The following is a 16295-nucleotide window of genomic DNA, read 5'->3' as shown; positions in this document are numbered from 1 at the left end:
CCTTTTTTACTGGAAACCCGTAAACTTGAGAAAAGGTTAAGAGGTAAGGGAGATGAAAAAGAAACGTCAAATTCTAATTAGTACTCTTTTTAGTATGATGCTGGTTTTCACAGCCATGAGTTTAGATCAATCAAATTTTGATAAAAGTGCTCCTGAAAATAAAATTATATCTAAGATTATTCCTACGGCAACCACTGCAAAAGCGGCAGTTACTCCATATCACACGCCAACTGCTGATCCGATAATTTTGTTGTTTATTTGGTTGTCTTCGGGATATAATTTACAACCGGAAAATCAATACACGTACGTCAATAATCCTAAAACTCTCTATACCGATTCTGGTCGTTCAGTTGTCGATGCCCTATTAGGCTTGCTATCAAGTCCACATTATACTTGGTACCAATCCACTGATGGGCAGACTTGGACTCAGATGTCACAAACAACTAAAGAATTAACGGTGACACCAACTAAAGTGGGAACGGTCTATTATCAACAGATGACGCGCTGGTATGGCCTAATTCCAGGTTTACTAGATACTATCGTTTATTCAAAAGTAGCATTTATAACAACTTTTCCAAGTCCTATTAATGCCACTGCCTTGAGTGTGAAAGCTAATGATAATTATTTGTACAACAATCAGTCCAGTGCGGCTACAACCTATGTAACTGGGACTCCAACACCTAATAATGCAACGGGAAATATAACTTGGAAGGTTAGCGATACTAGTTTGGCAACGGTAGATAGTAGGACGGGACTAGTAACGGCCAATACCAGTAGTAAATCTGGAACAGTTCGAGTGACTGGGACAATGAGTAACAGTGATGGTACCAGTGTTAGTGGTTATGTCGATATTAAGATTGGTGGAGGATTGGATGACCAAACAGTCGATGAAGGTAAGAAAGCGACTTTTGCGGTACAAGGAAAATTCGATGAAAAACCGACTAATGTTGTCTGGCATAAGGTAGATACTGCGGGTAAAGATACTGTTGTAACTAACAACAATAGTGATGTTCTAACGTATACAACTGCTAATACAGTTTATGCTACTGATAATGGAACTAAGTACTATGCAGTTTTGACTGTAACAAGTGGTGATAGTACGACGACCGTTACTACTAATAAAGCTAATTTGAGCGTTAGAAAGAATGTCGTTCCTGATGTTTCTGTTAATAATACTATCTTCAACAGTAGTTATGAGGACCACAATAGTGAGAATACAATCATAAATAATGTGGCCGAGAATGATAAAGTGATTCATCGAATTACGGTTAAGGATAGTAATCTGAATTCGGCTTTGACAAGGGCTGAAATACAAATTAAGTTACCTAAGACTTCGGTAATTGATAACGTCAAGGTGAACAATCAAAATTTTACGGATTATATTAGCGTGTCTGATCCGGATAATAATCAAGGTACAATTTTGACTTTGCGTAATTTAAATTTCGTAACCACAAAGGATTTCGCAATTGAAATCAATTCAACAGTTGGGAAAAATGAAACTTTATCGTTCGATTCTACTGTGAGTGCAAATGGTTACGATACTAGTGGTAATCTGCTAGGACAGTATCTCCCAGCTCAAAATTTAAAATTGAATTTTGCTGACAATAGTATCAATTTACAAGCAAATGATTGGAGTTACAAAACAATTAATTCATATACGACCGATACTTTACTTGATAGAGATAAGATTGAAAGCAGTCATTTGGAAGTGGATGATAAACGTCGTAATAAACAGGCTTTAACTTTATATTTATCGCAGAAAAATCCTTTTAAATCTGATGAAAAAGTATTAAATTCGGAGATGCGTTATTATCAACAAGATGGTAGTTATGAAGTTCTGAATGAAAATGGTACGCTTGTTTCTGAAACTGTTAATGGTCAAACGCTTGATTCAGTTGCTTGGCAAGATCATGAAGGACCTAAACTATTCATTGGCAACAGTGTTCACGAGGCTGGTAATTACACTACACAATTGGAGTGGTCACTAATCGAATCAATTAGTTAGAGCGTGGAACAAGGGCGTTTAGCCTCTGAGGATTTGCCTAGATATCGGAATTACACGCGTACTTGGCGTGTGATTTCGGTATCGTAGCAAACCACAGGAAGTTGCCCTTGTGGAACGCGTTTCTACTATATTGCATAGAATATTGGTTATTTATAAATAAAAGCAAAAATAAAACGGGCAATCAAAATACGATTACCCGTTTTTATTTGTTTTAAATCCAAGAGGCTTAATGAATTATCAATGTAATGAAGTTATAGAACAATTTCAAACCGTAAAGAATGATAACAGCGCCGCAGACCATGTTGATAGTCCGTAAAACTTTAGCGTTGAATTTATCTTTAAACTTAGCGATGACTAGATTCAAACCAATAAACCAAACAAATGAAGCGATGACAACACCGCCAATGAAGATTGGATAACTATTGACTGGTAGTGTGACTTGAAAAGCCCCCAACATCAGTGATCCATCAATGATTGCTTGTGGATTGAACCAAATCATGACAAATGCTGTCGAAATGGTTTTGAACATGGTTAATTCAGTATCTTTACTGCCGATTTCAGAAGTTTCAGCTCGTAAAAGATTAATCCCCATATAAATTACGATTAAACTTCCGAAAAGAAGAATAGCAATTTTGAGCCATTCAAATTGCTTCATGACTGCTCCAATACCGAAGAAGCAGGCAATTGATAGAGCAATGTCAAAGAAAGCCACAAAAAAGGCAGCGATATATGAACGACGGCGTGATTGAGTTAACGCATTATTGATCACGAATAAATTTGCTAAACCAATCGGCGCTTCAATCGCGAATCCCATAGTTAGTCCTTGTAGAAAAAAGTTCATAATTTTACCTCCCTTGCCAACCAAATTATGGTTTATAATTTAAGCACAATACTGATTATATAAGTGTTTTTAAAAATAGTAACCAACCAAGTTATTTTTATAAACCCAACCAAAGGAGAATTGGATGAGAAGAGAATTTCCAGTCGTGATTGACTGGCAACCAGACAAAAAAAGTTCGGTACCAATTTATCGCCAAATCGTTAAATATGTTTGTGATAAAGTCGCCAGTGGACAATGGCAGATCGGTACTAGATTGCCGTCACAGCGGGATTTAGCCAAAATGTTTCACGTGAATCGGAGTACTATTTCGACTGCCATTGATGAATTGACTTCATACGGAATAATCTCTGGTAAACATGGTGCCGGGACTCAGATTATCAGTAATACCTGGTCATTGATGTTGCCAACATCTTTAAATTGGAAAAAATATATTTCTGCCGGCTATTTTCAAGAGAATACGCGTCGTATTCAACAGATCAATCATTGGGAATTTGCTCCTAAGATCACCCGTTTAGGAACAGGGGAGTTGGACCCTCGACTTTTTCCTAAAAAAATGTGGTCGGAAATCATGCAAAAATTGAGTACCGAAATAACATCTTTAGGATATGCGGAACCCTTAGGCTTGTTAGAGTTGCGAACAGCGATTGCTAAACATATGCAAAAATTAGGCATCAATGTTGGAGTGAAAAATATTTTGATTACCTCCGGTGCGTTGCAAGCTTTGCAACTGATTGCTTCATGTTTATTGGAGGATGGTAGCACTGTCTTCACCGAGGCGCCAAGTTACTTGAAATCACTCCAAACTTTCCAATCCATGGGTCTAAATTTAGACGGAATACCAATGGATAGAGATGGGATGGAATATTGGCGTATTGAGAAACGTTTGAAAGATAAGGAATCAGTTTTGTACACGATCCCGACCAATCATAATCCTACCGGTACCACCATGTCAGACTTCAGACGTCATGAATTGATGGAATTCTGTATACAAAATAGACTCCCAATCATAGAAGATGGAGTCTACCAGGAATTATGTTTTGACCAGCAACCAACCGCTTTGAAAGCTATGGATAAAAACGGGATGGTCATGTATTTAGGCAGTGCTTCAAAAGCTTTGGCACCAGGCTTGAGGATTGGTTGGGTCATTGCATCTGAACCAGTTATCCAGAGACTAGGAGATACCAAGATGCAGATGGATTATGAGGCCAGTTCCTTATCACAATTGGTATTCGCTGAATTCTTGAATAGCGGTTTGTATGATGAATATCTGGTTAATTTGAAAAAGGAATTGAAGAAACGTCGCGATAATGCCTTGAAAGTTTTGGAAGATAATTTTCAAGAAATCGCCACTTGGAATCAACCTATTGGTGGATTTTATATCTGGTTGACTTTTAAGAATGATATTGAAGCCGAAGATTTGTTTGAGAAGGCCTTGGATGAAGGAATACTTTTGAATACCGGTGATATTTATGATTTTAAGAAGAACCGATCTATTCGGTTATCCTTTGCCTATACTACTTGTGAGGAATTTAGTGCGGCTATGGGAAAATTACGAAAACTGTTCTAAACGTAGTGTAATAAAAAACAGCAAAACCTCAATTGGTCTTGCTGTTTTTGTTATTCTTCAGTCAAAAAATGATACAATCCCAAATCCAATTCATGTTCCAATCGAAGTGTAAATTCAACTAATTTGGTTGGCTTACCATCGCTGTTTTCTTCAACAATATCTTTTGCGGTAAGAATACGTGCGGAACCAAGATAGTAAAAATCTTTACCATCGATTCTATCGTTGTTAGATTTTCTCACGAATAATTGGATCATCCCAAAACCTTTATGTTTGAGAATTTCACTCTCGACTGTACTGGACATTGAACGTCCACTTTTAGAGAACAAAGGTAGGGTGGAACGATCCGAGAAGGTATTTTCATATACCATCTTATTTTGGACTTTCACGGTTTTCTTTAAAGATATGAAAACTGGGAGAAAACGTCCATCATCGCGTAATCCATAACCACCAATATTTATATAATTCGGTTCATTTTTCCAGTTCAACATCTTGATAATGTCAGGACGGTAATATTTTTCACCAATGATAAATCGATTACGATAGATTGTTGGATTCTGACGTACATCCCAAAGTTTTGCATCTAAGGCATCTTCAAAATATTTTCTAAATGCTTGTGATTGCAACATTTGCTGGAGTTCAGAAGTAAATTTCCATTTATCAACGATACGGTCAGTTAACACAACTTGGCCGTATTTTTTTTGTTTTACTTTTGAAAAGTAACTGAAATCTAAGACAGAAGCCACATTGATCAAAGTTTCACTGTCACAGAAAATATTTTGAGATTGAAGTTCAGATAGAATTTCTTCGTCAGTTAAAGTATGTCGAAGTAACAATTGTTTCAAAATCCAAGCTTCCACCGGACGTTTAGATACAGTGATTTCCGCAGAAATAAATTTCAAAAATGAGTACTGTTCTTTAGTAAGTGAATCAGAAATGTTATTTTCAAATTTATTTTGCATGTCATAAACAGTCTTAAATTTATCAATTATATCGGGAACATCAACACTGCCTAGCTTAGCAAAATCTAATAACATAGGTGACCGCAAGCCAATTTTATCTTTAAGGCTTTGATAAGCAACTTTGAAACGATTCATATCATTTAAACGAGCTTTTGAAACGGCTGCCAGAATCCGATTACGAGCTACTTCTTCAAAATGAATCGTGGAAACTCCAGAAATACTGGGGCTGACGATCTGTTTGAGGATTTTCTCTTTGTTGCTGGTATGAGAGCGGTCGAATGCCATTGGAATCATATAATTTTCATCATAATTACCGATAAAATCTAAAATTGTCACGAATTCTTTATGAGCAGATTTACGTAATCCGCGGCCTAGTTGTTGTAGAAATATGATGCTGGATTTTGTGGGACGCATCATGACAATTTGATTGAGGATAGGAATATCCACGCCCTCATTAAAAATATCAACTGTGATGATGTATTGTAGTTTGCCGTCAGTCAATTCTCGAACAGCTTTTTCACGAGTTTCGACCGTATCCTCAGCAGAAACAAGTTGAGCATTGATTCCTTTAGCAGTAAGCTTAACAGCCAATTCACGACCTTCAGCGACACGGCTAATAAAAATTAATCCATGTACATTATCACCACGAGGACCATAGTAATTAGTTTTATCAATAATGTAATTTACACGTTCATCAGATACTAAATATTTCAAACTAGTTTTGTCATCGATAACTTCACCATTTTTCTCATAGTCAGTTACACCGATGTAGTGGAAAGGTACGAGTAGGTCGTTGTCTAATGAGTCTAATAATGAAATCTCATAAGCCAGATGATAATCGAAATACTTGTAGACATTGGTTCCATCAGTTCTTTCAGGAGTAGCCGTCATTCCCAACATGAATTGTGGTTGGTAGAAGTTCATCAAACGTTGGTACATTGATTCCTTTTCACCAGGCTGATTTTGGTTAACGCGATGAGCCTCATCGATGATAATGTAGTCGAAGGCAGTGGCTCCCAATTGTTCACGAATCGATTTTTTAGAAATCATGTTAACCGTTGCAAAAAGATAACGCGCAGTTACTTCTTCTTGATTACCGCTGAGAATACCATAGTCGTTGTCAGATCCGCCTAAAATTTCTTTAAAACTGGACATAGCTTTACGCAGAATTTGTTCCCGGTGAACGACGAATAATAGTCTCTTAGGATTAAATTGTTGAACATCAAAAGCAGCTAAATAGGTTTTACCAGTTCCAGTCGCTGCCACAACTAGTCCCTTTTTAGCACGTTCGACATCTCGTAAGTGTTTCAGAGCTTCCAAAGCTGGTTTCTGCATCGCGTTAGGAACGATTTTACCTGCTGATTTGATCTTTTTCTTGCTCTGATAATTTGAATAATTAGGTTGCCAATTCTGGCGATAATCTTCTATCCATGATGGTGTCAAAAGGATAGCTTGTTGCCAAAGACTATCTAGTTCGTTTTTAACATTATGAATAACATCACCACGTTCAGTCGAAGTGATGCGTAAGTTCCATTCGAAATTCTTTTTCAAAGCGTTTTGTGTTAGATTGGAACTTCCGATTAGGGCACTTTCATAATCATCGTGTTTAAAATAATAGGCTTTCGTATGGAAGCCATCTTGGTCTAAAACTTTAACGTCGAGATTAGGGATTTGTAATAGATCATCGAAGACATTAGGATTGTTGAAGCCTAAATAAGTTGAAGTGATAAGTTTTCCACGGACACCATGTGTAGCGATGTCAGCCAGAATACTTTTGAGATCTAGTAGACCACCCGAAGTAACGAAAGCCACGGCAATGGTGAAAGATTTGGCATTGCGTAATTCATCTTCCAAGGTGTCGAGCACAGTTCCGTTTTGGTTAGTTACCAATGCTGGTTGATAACGAGATAATGATTGTGTCGAGTTGTCGATAAAGCCAAAGTTTACGCCTTGGTTAATTTCGTAATCAGGGTCCATATAATTCACTTCCAATTTGTAATTGTTCTAATAGACAAGTATATCAGAACGGTTAAGTTTTATAGATGATTTGTGTACAATGAAGAGTAGAGGATGTGTAATTTATGAATAACTCCCAAACTAACTATTTCATAATAGATTCCAGCTCCAGTATTGAACACAATGATGTGGATTTTAAATACTATAGTTATCAAAATCATAATAATAATCAGCTTCACAAAGGTGATTTGATCATTTATCGTCGCTCCGGCAGTGCTTCAGAGTGGGGTAATGAATTTTACCTTTATGGTGCTGGAAAATTCGGCGAGGTTGTAAGGCAAGCTCCAGCTACTGGCAATGACATTGTCACAATTGAACAACCTTATTTGTTTTCTCATCGTCTCATGAAACAAAATTTGCGTACTTTTGATTGGACATTTCGTAAATTCAAAGGTAAGTGGTCTAACTTCTTTAACATGAATGGCATCACGCAGATAAATGAGCATGACTACAGAGGTTTATTAGAGCGTCAGAAGAATATGGTATCTGAACCGAAATTGTCGGATGCTGAAGAACTGTTGGCGGTGAAATGTTATCAGGCTGAGAAGAATGAATTGTATTTTATCAATGATGAGGCTAAGGGTGTTAAAACTTACAATGCGGTTCAAAAGTTTTTTACGGATAAAGTAAAATTTAATTATCATTATAAATCAGCGGTGGCTGGTCCGGTGGATGAGGATGATTTGGTGGTAGCGAGAATTGTTCCTTGGTCGGCCAATAAGGAGATTCGTTTGGATCCGCGTAATGGAATCAGCTTTACCAAAATGTTAGCTGAAGCCTTCACAGCAGGGTATTTTACCTTCAATGATAAAGGCCATATTGTTATTTCTGATGTTGCTGCACCAGATGGGGAAACTAATAAATTATTAAATAAATACAAGAATAGAAAAATACATATGAACTACCAATATTCTCCTAATAAAGAATATTTACAATATCACCGTGAGCATGTCTTTAAAAAATAACCCTATTGACGAACACTGAAGTTCCTTGTATTATATGGACAACAACTTTTAATTAAGTCCAGTGAGACTTGGAAAGTGCAATCGCTTATGGGGAAACCCTAACTAACTTTCTTTGTCGCACTGGCAAAGAAAGTTTTTTTATATCTTGAATTTTTAATCAGATCCAGAGAGGTCTCAAAGGTTCAGTCTAAATAATCAATCTAAGACAAAACTTGAGGGATGCTGGATAAAGCATCCCTTTTTCTGTCTCAAATATTGTGAAAGTTTGGAGAATATTATGAAAAGATATCTAGTTTTTGAAGATGGTACATATTTTGAAGGTAAGGCTTTCGGTGGTGATGTTGAAACGATTGGTGAGTTAGTTTTCACAACCGGTATGAGTGGATATCAGGAAGCTATCACTGACCAATCTTACAACGGACAGATTATTAATTTTTGTACACCAATGATTGGTAATTACGGAATTTCTAAAAAGTTTAACGAGTCACCTAAGTCATACATCAAAGGTGTTTTAGCTCGTGAAATTGCGGAAGTTGTTGGTAATTACCAAAGTGAGATGACTATCGACCAATTCCTGAAAGAAGAGAATATTCCCGGAATCCAAGGGATTGATACACGTGCCATTACTTTGAAAATTAGGAAAGCTGGAGCTCTAAAGGCAGCTATCGTCGACAATTTGAATTCAGGATTAATTGACCAAATTGCAGACTGGCAATTGGATAGAGACCAATTGAATAAGAGTATTACTGAAACTTCACAGGTATTTGCGGGCAAAGGTAAGCATGTCGTGATGTTAGATTACGGCTACAAACAAAGTATTGTCGATGAATTACAAAGACGCGACGTTAAAGTAACCGTTGTGCCAGGTAATACTTCAGTTGCGGATATCGAAAACTTAAAACCCGATGGGATTCTTTTGAGTAATGGACCTGGAGATCCGGTTGATCACACTGATATTTTGGGTAACATCGTGGAACTAGAGAAGAAGTATCCAGTCTTCGGTATCTGTATGGGACATCAACTTTTATGTCTAGCCAATGGTGCGAAAACTTTTAAGATGAAATTTGGACATCGTGGTTTCAATCATCCAGTTAAAAATTTGGAAACAGGCAAAATTTATTTCACTTCACAAAATCATGGTTATGCGGTTGATCCGGAATCCATCGCTAATACAGATTTGAAAGTGACCCAAGTTGAATTGAATGACCAAACAGTTGAAGGTGTTGAACATACTAAATACAATGCTTTCTCAGTTCAATTTCATCCGGATGCAATGCCGGGACCACATGACGCTGACTTTATTTTTGATAAATTCTTGGAAAGACTAAACAAATAGCTGGAGGAAAAATTAATTATGCCAAAAAGAACAGACCTTAAAAAAATTATGATCATCGGTTCTGGTCCAATTATTATTGGACAGGCTGCCGAATTTGATTATTCAGGAACTCAAGCTTGTTTAGCTCTTAAAGAAGAGGGTTATGAAGTTGTTTTGATCAATTCCAATCCAGCTACGATCATGACCGACAAACATATCGCTGATAAAGTTTACATCGAACCAATCACTTTGGAATTTGTGGAAAAAGTTTTAGTTAAGGAGCACCCAGATGCTATTCTACCAACATTAGGTGGTCAAACTGGGTTGAATATGGCTGTTCAATTGCAAGAATCAGGAATCCTTGATCAATTAAATATCGAAATTATTGGAACTAAATTAAATACTATTAACGAAGCTGAAGATCGCGAAGAATTCAAAAGATTAATGCAGAAGTTACATGAACCAATTCCTGCTTCAAAGACAGCCTATACCTACCAAGATGCCAAAGAGTTCACTGACCAAATTGGTTTTCCTGTAATTATCAGACCAGCTTTCACAATGGGTGGAACTGGTGGTGGTGTTGCGCATGACGATGTTGAATTAAAGGAGATCGTTGAACGTGGTTTGAAAGTTTCACCATCAACTGAATGTTTAATTGAGCAAAGTATTGCTGGCTTCAAGGAAATTGAATTCGAAGTAATGCGTGATAGTGCAGACAATGCTTTAGCTGTCTGTCATATGGAAAATGTTGATCCGGTCGGAATTCATACTGGAGATTCCATCGTTGTTTCACCGATTCAGACTCTTTCAGATACTGAAGTTCAAAAATTACGTGATGTTTCGCTAAAAATTATTCGTGCACTAAAAATTGAAGGTGGTTGTAACGTTCAACTAGCTATCGATACTAAGACAAGTAACTATTACATCATCGAAGTAAATCCACGTGTCAGCCGTTCTTCAGCTTTGGCTTCAAAAGCAACTGGTTACTCAATTGCTAAGATTGCCGCTAAAATTGCTGTCGGATTAACATTAGATGAAATCACTAATCCAATTACTGGAAAAACTTTTGCACAATTCGAGCCAGCTTTGGATTATGTTGTCTGCAAGATTCCACGTTGGCCATTTGATAAGTTTTCCAAAGCTGATCGCACAATTGGTACACAGATGAAAGCTACTGGTGAAGTAATGGCCTTGGGACGTAACTTTGAAGAAGCTCTTCAAAAAGCCGTTCGTTCTTTGGAAATTGATCAACATGATTTAATCATGGATTCACTCAAAGATAAGTCTACTGAAGATTTGGAAACATATGTCCAAACACCTAAGGATGATCGACTATTTTATCTAGCTGAATTATTACGTCGGGATGTTTCTTATGAAAGAATCAATCAATTAACAGCTATCAATCCCTTCTTCTTAGCCAAAATGAAAAATATCATCAACTTCGAAAAAGAATTGACGAATGGATCATTGACCAAGGAGATTGTAACCGATGCTAAACGTCTAGGCTACTCGGATAAGACAATTGCCCGTCTGAATGGTTTGTCAGAAGATATTATTCGTACCTTCAGAATTCAAAGTGGAATTTTACCAACTTATAAAACTGTTGATACCTGTGCCGGCGAATTCGAAGCTGAAACACCATACTTCTACAGTACTTATGAAACTGAAAATGAATCAGAAAAGATGTCTGATAAGTCAGTTTTAATCTTAGGTTCAGGTCCTATCCGAATTGGACAAGGGATTGAATTCGACTATTCAACGGTTCACTGTGTCAATGCGGTTCAACAAATGGGTTATAAAGCAATCGTTATTAACAATAATCCTGAAACAGTTTCAACCGACTATTCAATTGCCGATAAATTATATTTTGAACCACTAACTTTGGAAGATGTTTTGAATGTCTGTGATTTGGAAAAACCAATTGGTGCTATCGTTCAATTTGGTGGTCAAACTTCAGTTAACTTAGCCGAGCCTTTGAAAGAAAATGGTATCAAGATTCTAGGTACACAAGTTGAAGATATCAACCGTGCTGAAGATCGTGATTTATTTGATCAAATTATTAAGAAACTAGAGATTCCTCAACCAATTGGTGGTACAGCTACTTCACCAGAAGGTGCATTAAAAATTGCTCAAAAAATTGGATATCCTGTCTTGATTCGCCCAAGTTATGTTCTAGGTGGACGAGCAATGGAGATTATCAAATCGGATGCTGAATTGAATAAATATATGAAAGAAGCCGTTCATGTATCAAATAATCATCCAGTTTTAATTGATAGTTACTTAACAGGACGTGAATGTGAAATTGATGCTCTAAGTGATGGCGAGAACGTCTTGTTACCAGGTATCATCGAACATATCGAACGTTCCGGAGTTCATTCAGGAGATTCGATGGCCGTTTATCCTCCACAAAATATTCCTGATTCGGTACAAGATCAGATTGTTGAATACGCTAAACGTTTAGCAAAAGAATTACACTGTGTCGGAATCATGAATATTCAATTTGTTATTCACGATAATCAAGCCTACGTAATTGAAGTAAATCCACGTGCCAGCCGAACAGTTCCATTCCTAAGTAAAGTTACCGGAATTCAAATGGCAAGGATTGCTACTAAATTAATCTTAGGAGCTAACTTTAATACTCTAGGATTAGAACCAGGACTAGCACCAGAATCAAGATTGATCCATGTTAAAGCACCAACATTCTCCTTCAATAAATTAAACGATGTTGATAGTGCCTTAGGACCAGAGATGAAATCAACTGGTGAAGTCATGGGATCAGGAATTGATTATACTGAAGCCTTATATAAAGCCTTTGAAGCAACTAATCAACATATCAAAGATGCTGGAAATGTTCTGATTACTGTTAATGATACAGACAAAAAAGAAGCATCTACCTTAGCAAGAAGATTTGAAGAAGTAGGCTTCCAAGTGTTAGCAACCCAAGGGACTGCCGATTACTTCAATAAATTAGGTGTCAGAGCCAAGGCCGTACCAAAAGTAGGTGAGTCAGATAAAGATATTATTTATGACATCACACACAACAAAGTACAATTATTGATCAACACAATCGGAGACAAACGAACACATACATCAGACGGATATATCATCAGACAAAATGCCGTCTTGAATTCAGTACCACTTTACACATCATTAGATACAGCCGATGCTATTTTAAGAGTGTTGGAGAAAAGGTTTATCGGCGTTAATGCATTATAAAGAGAGCGAAGCAGGGGCGGTCAGCCTCTGAGGATTTGCCTAAGAACTGGAATTAGCTGCTGAACTTGCGGATGATTTCAGTTCTGTAGCAAACCACAGGAATCTGGCCTACGTAACTCGTTTCTACTATATTGCAAAGAACAATGGTTATTTAGAAACAAAGGGCTATCCAAAAAAATCCTCAAAATAATTCTCCCCAAAAATAAAAAGCCATCCAGAAATGGGCGGCTTTTTTACGTTACTTATTAACAATTTCAACCTTACTACGACCATCGCCAAGTTTCTTAATTAAAACCTGTTGACCAATAGTTTGTTTCATAGATTCAATATGACTGATAACACCGACCATACGATTTTGACCGATAGTTTCCAAAGCAGTCATAGATTTTTCAAGGGTTTCATCATCAAGTGAGCCGAATCCTTCATCAACAAATAAAGCATCAATTTGAACTCCATTAGAAGATGATTGAACGACTTCACTAAGTGAAAGGGCGATAGACAAGGCGGCAATAAAGGTTTCACCACCGGATAAAGTATCTGATGAACGAGATTTACCAGTTTCATTATCAAAGATATTGATATCCAGGCCGTGATCACGCATTTTGTCGCTAGGATCATCTGACAATTCAAAAGTATAACGATTGTTAGAAAGCAAGTTGATAAAGTGATCATTAGCGTAATTGAGAACCTTCTGTAGATAGTTTTGCACAACATAAGTTTCTAACTTCAATTTACTGTCATTGTTACCTTGACCATTCACAATATTATAGAGATCGGATAATTGACTGAACTTCTTCGCAAAGTCACCTTGTTGCGCAATGATATCTTTGATACGTTTTAAGTTCTTTTCAGCATCTTGGAAAGTTCGTTTAGCATTGGCAACTTGAGAAATCAATTCATCCTTTTGAGTTTGTAAATTGTTTAAGACTGTTTGAAGTGTTTCTAAATCAGGTTTTTCTTTGTCGGTTAATGCAGTAGATAATTCATCAATACGTTTTTCCAAACGAGTTTTTTCTTGTTTGTAGTTAGAAATTTTGATCTGTAAGTCGGAAAGCACGCCATCATTTATTTCGTCAATCCAAATACGTAATACTTTGATGTCATTAGTCTTGGTATCAGAGTCACTTAAAACTGAATCGATATTCTCTTGTAATTTTTCAATAGCAATCTTTTGTTCAGCAGCCTGTTTTTCCACATCTTCTAACTGTGTTTTATTGTTGGAATACTTAATCTGACTATCTTGAGCCACTTTTCGTGTTTCAGTAACTTGTTCTTGATAGTCCTTAACGGCTGCATCTAAGGTTTTAATTTCTTGAGTGATTTCCTGACTAGAGCGTTTTTCATTACCAAGTTTAGCAAGAGTTTGTTTGAGATCTTTTTGGTTGGCCTCTAAGGCTGATTTTTTGGTAGCTAAATCAAGCTTAAATTCATTTTGTTCGTCAGCAATTTTTTGACTGTCTTTAGTTAATTTTTCAATTTCGGCAGTTAGTTTGTTGGCAATAGCTAATTGTCCAGTAAGAGAGGCAATCTCTTTTTCAAAAATTGATTTTGAAGCAGACAGATTGAATTCATTAGCAAAGGTTAATTCAGATTTTTCGGTTAATTCCAAATAAGTCTCATTCAATTTTTGGGTAGCGATTTTAAGACTATCCTGGGCTGCATTTAATTCAGCGGTTGTCTCGGAAATATTGTTATTAACTGTTTCAACTTCTTTTTGAGCTGAAGCAAATTGATTTTGTGATTTATCAACTTGTTCCATTGAAGCTTTTAATTCGGTTTCATCGGCGTCAATCGTCTTAACCATATGAGAATGATCAGTGGAACCACAGACAACACAAGGTTCTCCGTCGACTAGTTCTTTTTGAAGCTGAGCAATCATTAGCGCCTGACGATGACCTTTTTTCTCTTGAAAATCAGCTTGAGCTTGTTGAAGATTTTCTGTTTTCGACTGTAATTGCGATTTTAATTCATCTAAATGAGTTTGGAGACGTTTTACATCTTTTTGATTGCTAAGCTGTTGATTTTCAAGGGGAGTGAGGGTTTCGACAAAATCATCTTTTTCACGTGTTAAGGTATCCTTTTGCGTTTGAAGCTTGTCGCTATCGATTAAAGATTCTTTTTTAGCATCAATTTGTGAGGTGATTTTTTGAAGTTCTTCATTTTGTTCAGATAAATTATCTTGTAAAGCTGACAATTCAGGCGCCTGTTTGGCAATTTCCTTGCGGATTCTTTCAACACGTTCAATGTCAGGAATCAGAATTGCTAACTTCTTACTTTGTTTTTCCTTTTGATCAAAATCGGCTTTTTGAGCAGTTAATTCCTCATTCTTAGTTGTAGCTGATTGATAGTCTTTTTGAGAGAGTTTCATTTGGACAGTTAATTTTTGACTTCTATCATTGATCTTTTTTAACTCTTCATTTTTACTATCGAGGTCACGTAAAGTATTTTTCAAACCATCTGCCCATTGTAATTCTGAGACGTGTTGTTGTTGAGTAGAAATTTCAGATTCTTTGTTGACGATATTCAATTGATAATCGTGTTTAGCGGTATCCAAATCGGAAAATTGTTTGTCTAAATCTTTGGCACTTTGAAAATTCTTGTCCGCAGTTTGAACTTGTTTGTTTAGTTCAGCAGCTTGTTTTTCTACAGAATTAAATTCGGCTTGACGTTTGTTTACAAAACTCTCAAGTACGACAACTTTTTGTTGATCAGATTCATGACTTAACTGTTCTTTTTCTTTATTGGTCCAATTATCAGAGTTCAACTGTGCGGCTAAATCAGTAGCAAAGGTTTCATTTTTCTTTTTATCAGTGGAGTAGAGTTCCTTTAATTTGCTGGCAAAATCAGAGTAGAGCTGGGTACCAAAGATTTTTTTAAGGATGGCTTCTTTAGCATCAGTTTTTGACTTTAAGAATTTGGAGAAATCATTTTGTGGCAAGAGAATAATTTTTTTAAATTGCTCAGCCGAAAGGTTGAGAATCTCAGTGATAGCAGTTCCGACATCACTGGGTTTAGCAGCAATACTGTCAATTTCAGTTCCACCAACTTTATCCACAATAGCCAATTTGGCAATTGGTTTTTTATCCACAAGATTATCACCACGTTGACTTTTGAGCCACTGTTCTGGACGGCGAACGATACGATAAAGATTATTTCCTTGTTCAAAATAGAAAGTCACTTCAGTTGCCTTATCGTTGGGAGCAAATTGACTGCGCATTTCTCGAGCATCACGTCCGTCGGTTGTGGTGCTGCCAAAGAGAGCAAAAGTCATGGCATCAAAAATTGTTGATTTACCAGCACCAGTGTCACCACCGATAAGAAAAATTGGTGCTTCATCTAGTTTTCGAAAGTCGATACTGGAGTTTTCATGGGGTCCGAAATAATTCATCTGTAAGTAAATAGGTTTCAAAA

Annotated in this window: 8 protein-coding genes; 5 read left to right on the top strand and 3 right to left on the bottom strand. The window is 36.7% G+C overall.

Going from position 1 to position 16295, the window contains the following annotated elements; translation table 11 throughout:
• The first annotated feature begins 52 nt into the window (after window positions 1-52).
• A complete protein-coding gene (locus FC97_RS04240; RefSeq protein WP_054643864.1) occupies window positions 53-2005 on the top strand; it encodes a hypothetical protein in 1953 nt (650 codons plus the stop codon).
• Window positions 2006-2231: 226 nt separating this feature from the next.
• On the opposite strand, the gene FC97_RS04235 is transcribed toward FC97_RS04240, so the two are convergent.
• On the bottom strand, window positions 2232-2846 hold the full coding sequence (locus tag FC97_RS04235) for a LysE/ArgO family amino acid transporter (RefSeq protein ID WP_054643863.1): 615 nt from the start codon (window positions 2844-2846) through the stop codon (window positions 2232-2234).
• A 124-nt stretch (window positions 2847-2970) separates the two neighbouring features.
• On the opposite strand from FC97_RS04235, the gene FC97_RS04230 reads away from it, so the two are divergent.
• Entirely contained in the window at window positions 2971-4413 is a 1443-nt protein-coding gene (locus tag FC97_RS04230; RefSeq protein ID WP_054643862.1) for an aminotransferase-like domain-containing protein, read from the top strand.
• Window positions 4414-4463: 50 nt separating this feature from the next.
• Here the strand turns inward: FC97_RS04230 and FC97_RS04225 are convergent, their stop codons facing one another.
• On the bottom strand, window positions 4464-7349 hold the full coding sequence (locus tag FC97_RS04225) for a DEAD/DEAH box helicase (protein WP_056967855.1): 2886 nt from the start codon (window positions 7347-7349) through the stop codon (window positions 4464-4466).
• Window positions 7350-7453: 104 nt separating this feature from the next.
• Between FC97_RS04225 and FC97_RS04220 the strand changes: the two genes are divergently transcribed.
• The 3 genes from FC97_RS04220 to carB all read left to right on the top strand — a co-directional run bounded on the left by FC97_RS04220 (window position 7454) and on the right by carB (window position 12884).
• The gene (locus FC97_RS04220) at window positions 7454-8353 is read left to right on the top strand and encodes an HNH endonuclease (protein ID WP_054643861.1); all 900 of its coding nucleotides are present in this window, start codon (window positions 7454-7456) and stop codon (window positions 8351-8353) included.
• Window positions 8354-8630: 277 nt separating this feature from the next.
• Window positions 8631-9689: a carbamoyl phosphate synthase small subunit gene (locus FC97_RS04215; protein ID WP_054643860.1), complete on the top strand. Its 1059-nt coding sequence runs from the start codon at window positions 8631-8633 to the stop codon at window positions 9687-9689.
• A gap of 18 nt (window positions 9690-9707) precedes the next feature.
• Window positions 9708-12884: a carbamoyl-phosphate synthase large subunit gene (gene carB, locus FC97_RS04210; RefSeq protein ID WP_054643859.1), complete on the top strand. Its 3177-nt coding sequence runs from the start codon at window positions 9708-9710 to the stop codon at window positions 12882-12884.
• A gap of 238 nt (window positions 12885-13122) precedes the next feature.
• Here carB and FC97_RS04205 read toward each other — a convergent pair whose 3' ends face one another.
• Window positions 13123-16293 carry an AAA family ATPase gene (locus FC97_RS04205; RefSeq protein ID WP_056967853.1) on the bottom strand — a complete coding sequence of 1057 codons (3171 nt, stop codon included), beginning with the start codon at window positions 16291-16293 and terminating at the stop codon, window positions 13123-13125.
• Window positions 16294-16295 lie beyond the last annotated feature (2 nt).

This window comes from Companilactobacillus kimchii DSM 13961 = JCM 10707 (assembly GCF_001435445.1).
Lineage (GTDB): Bacteria > Bacillota > Bacilli > Lactobacillales > Lactobacillaceae > Companilactobacillus > Companilactobacillus kimchii.
The sequence above is the reverse complement of the archived record's forward strand: the minus strand, read 5'-3'. Positions and strand labels throughout refer to the sequence as shown.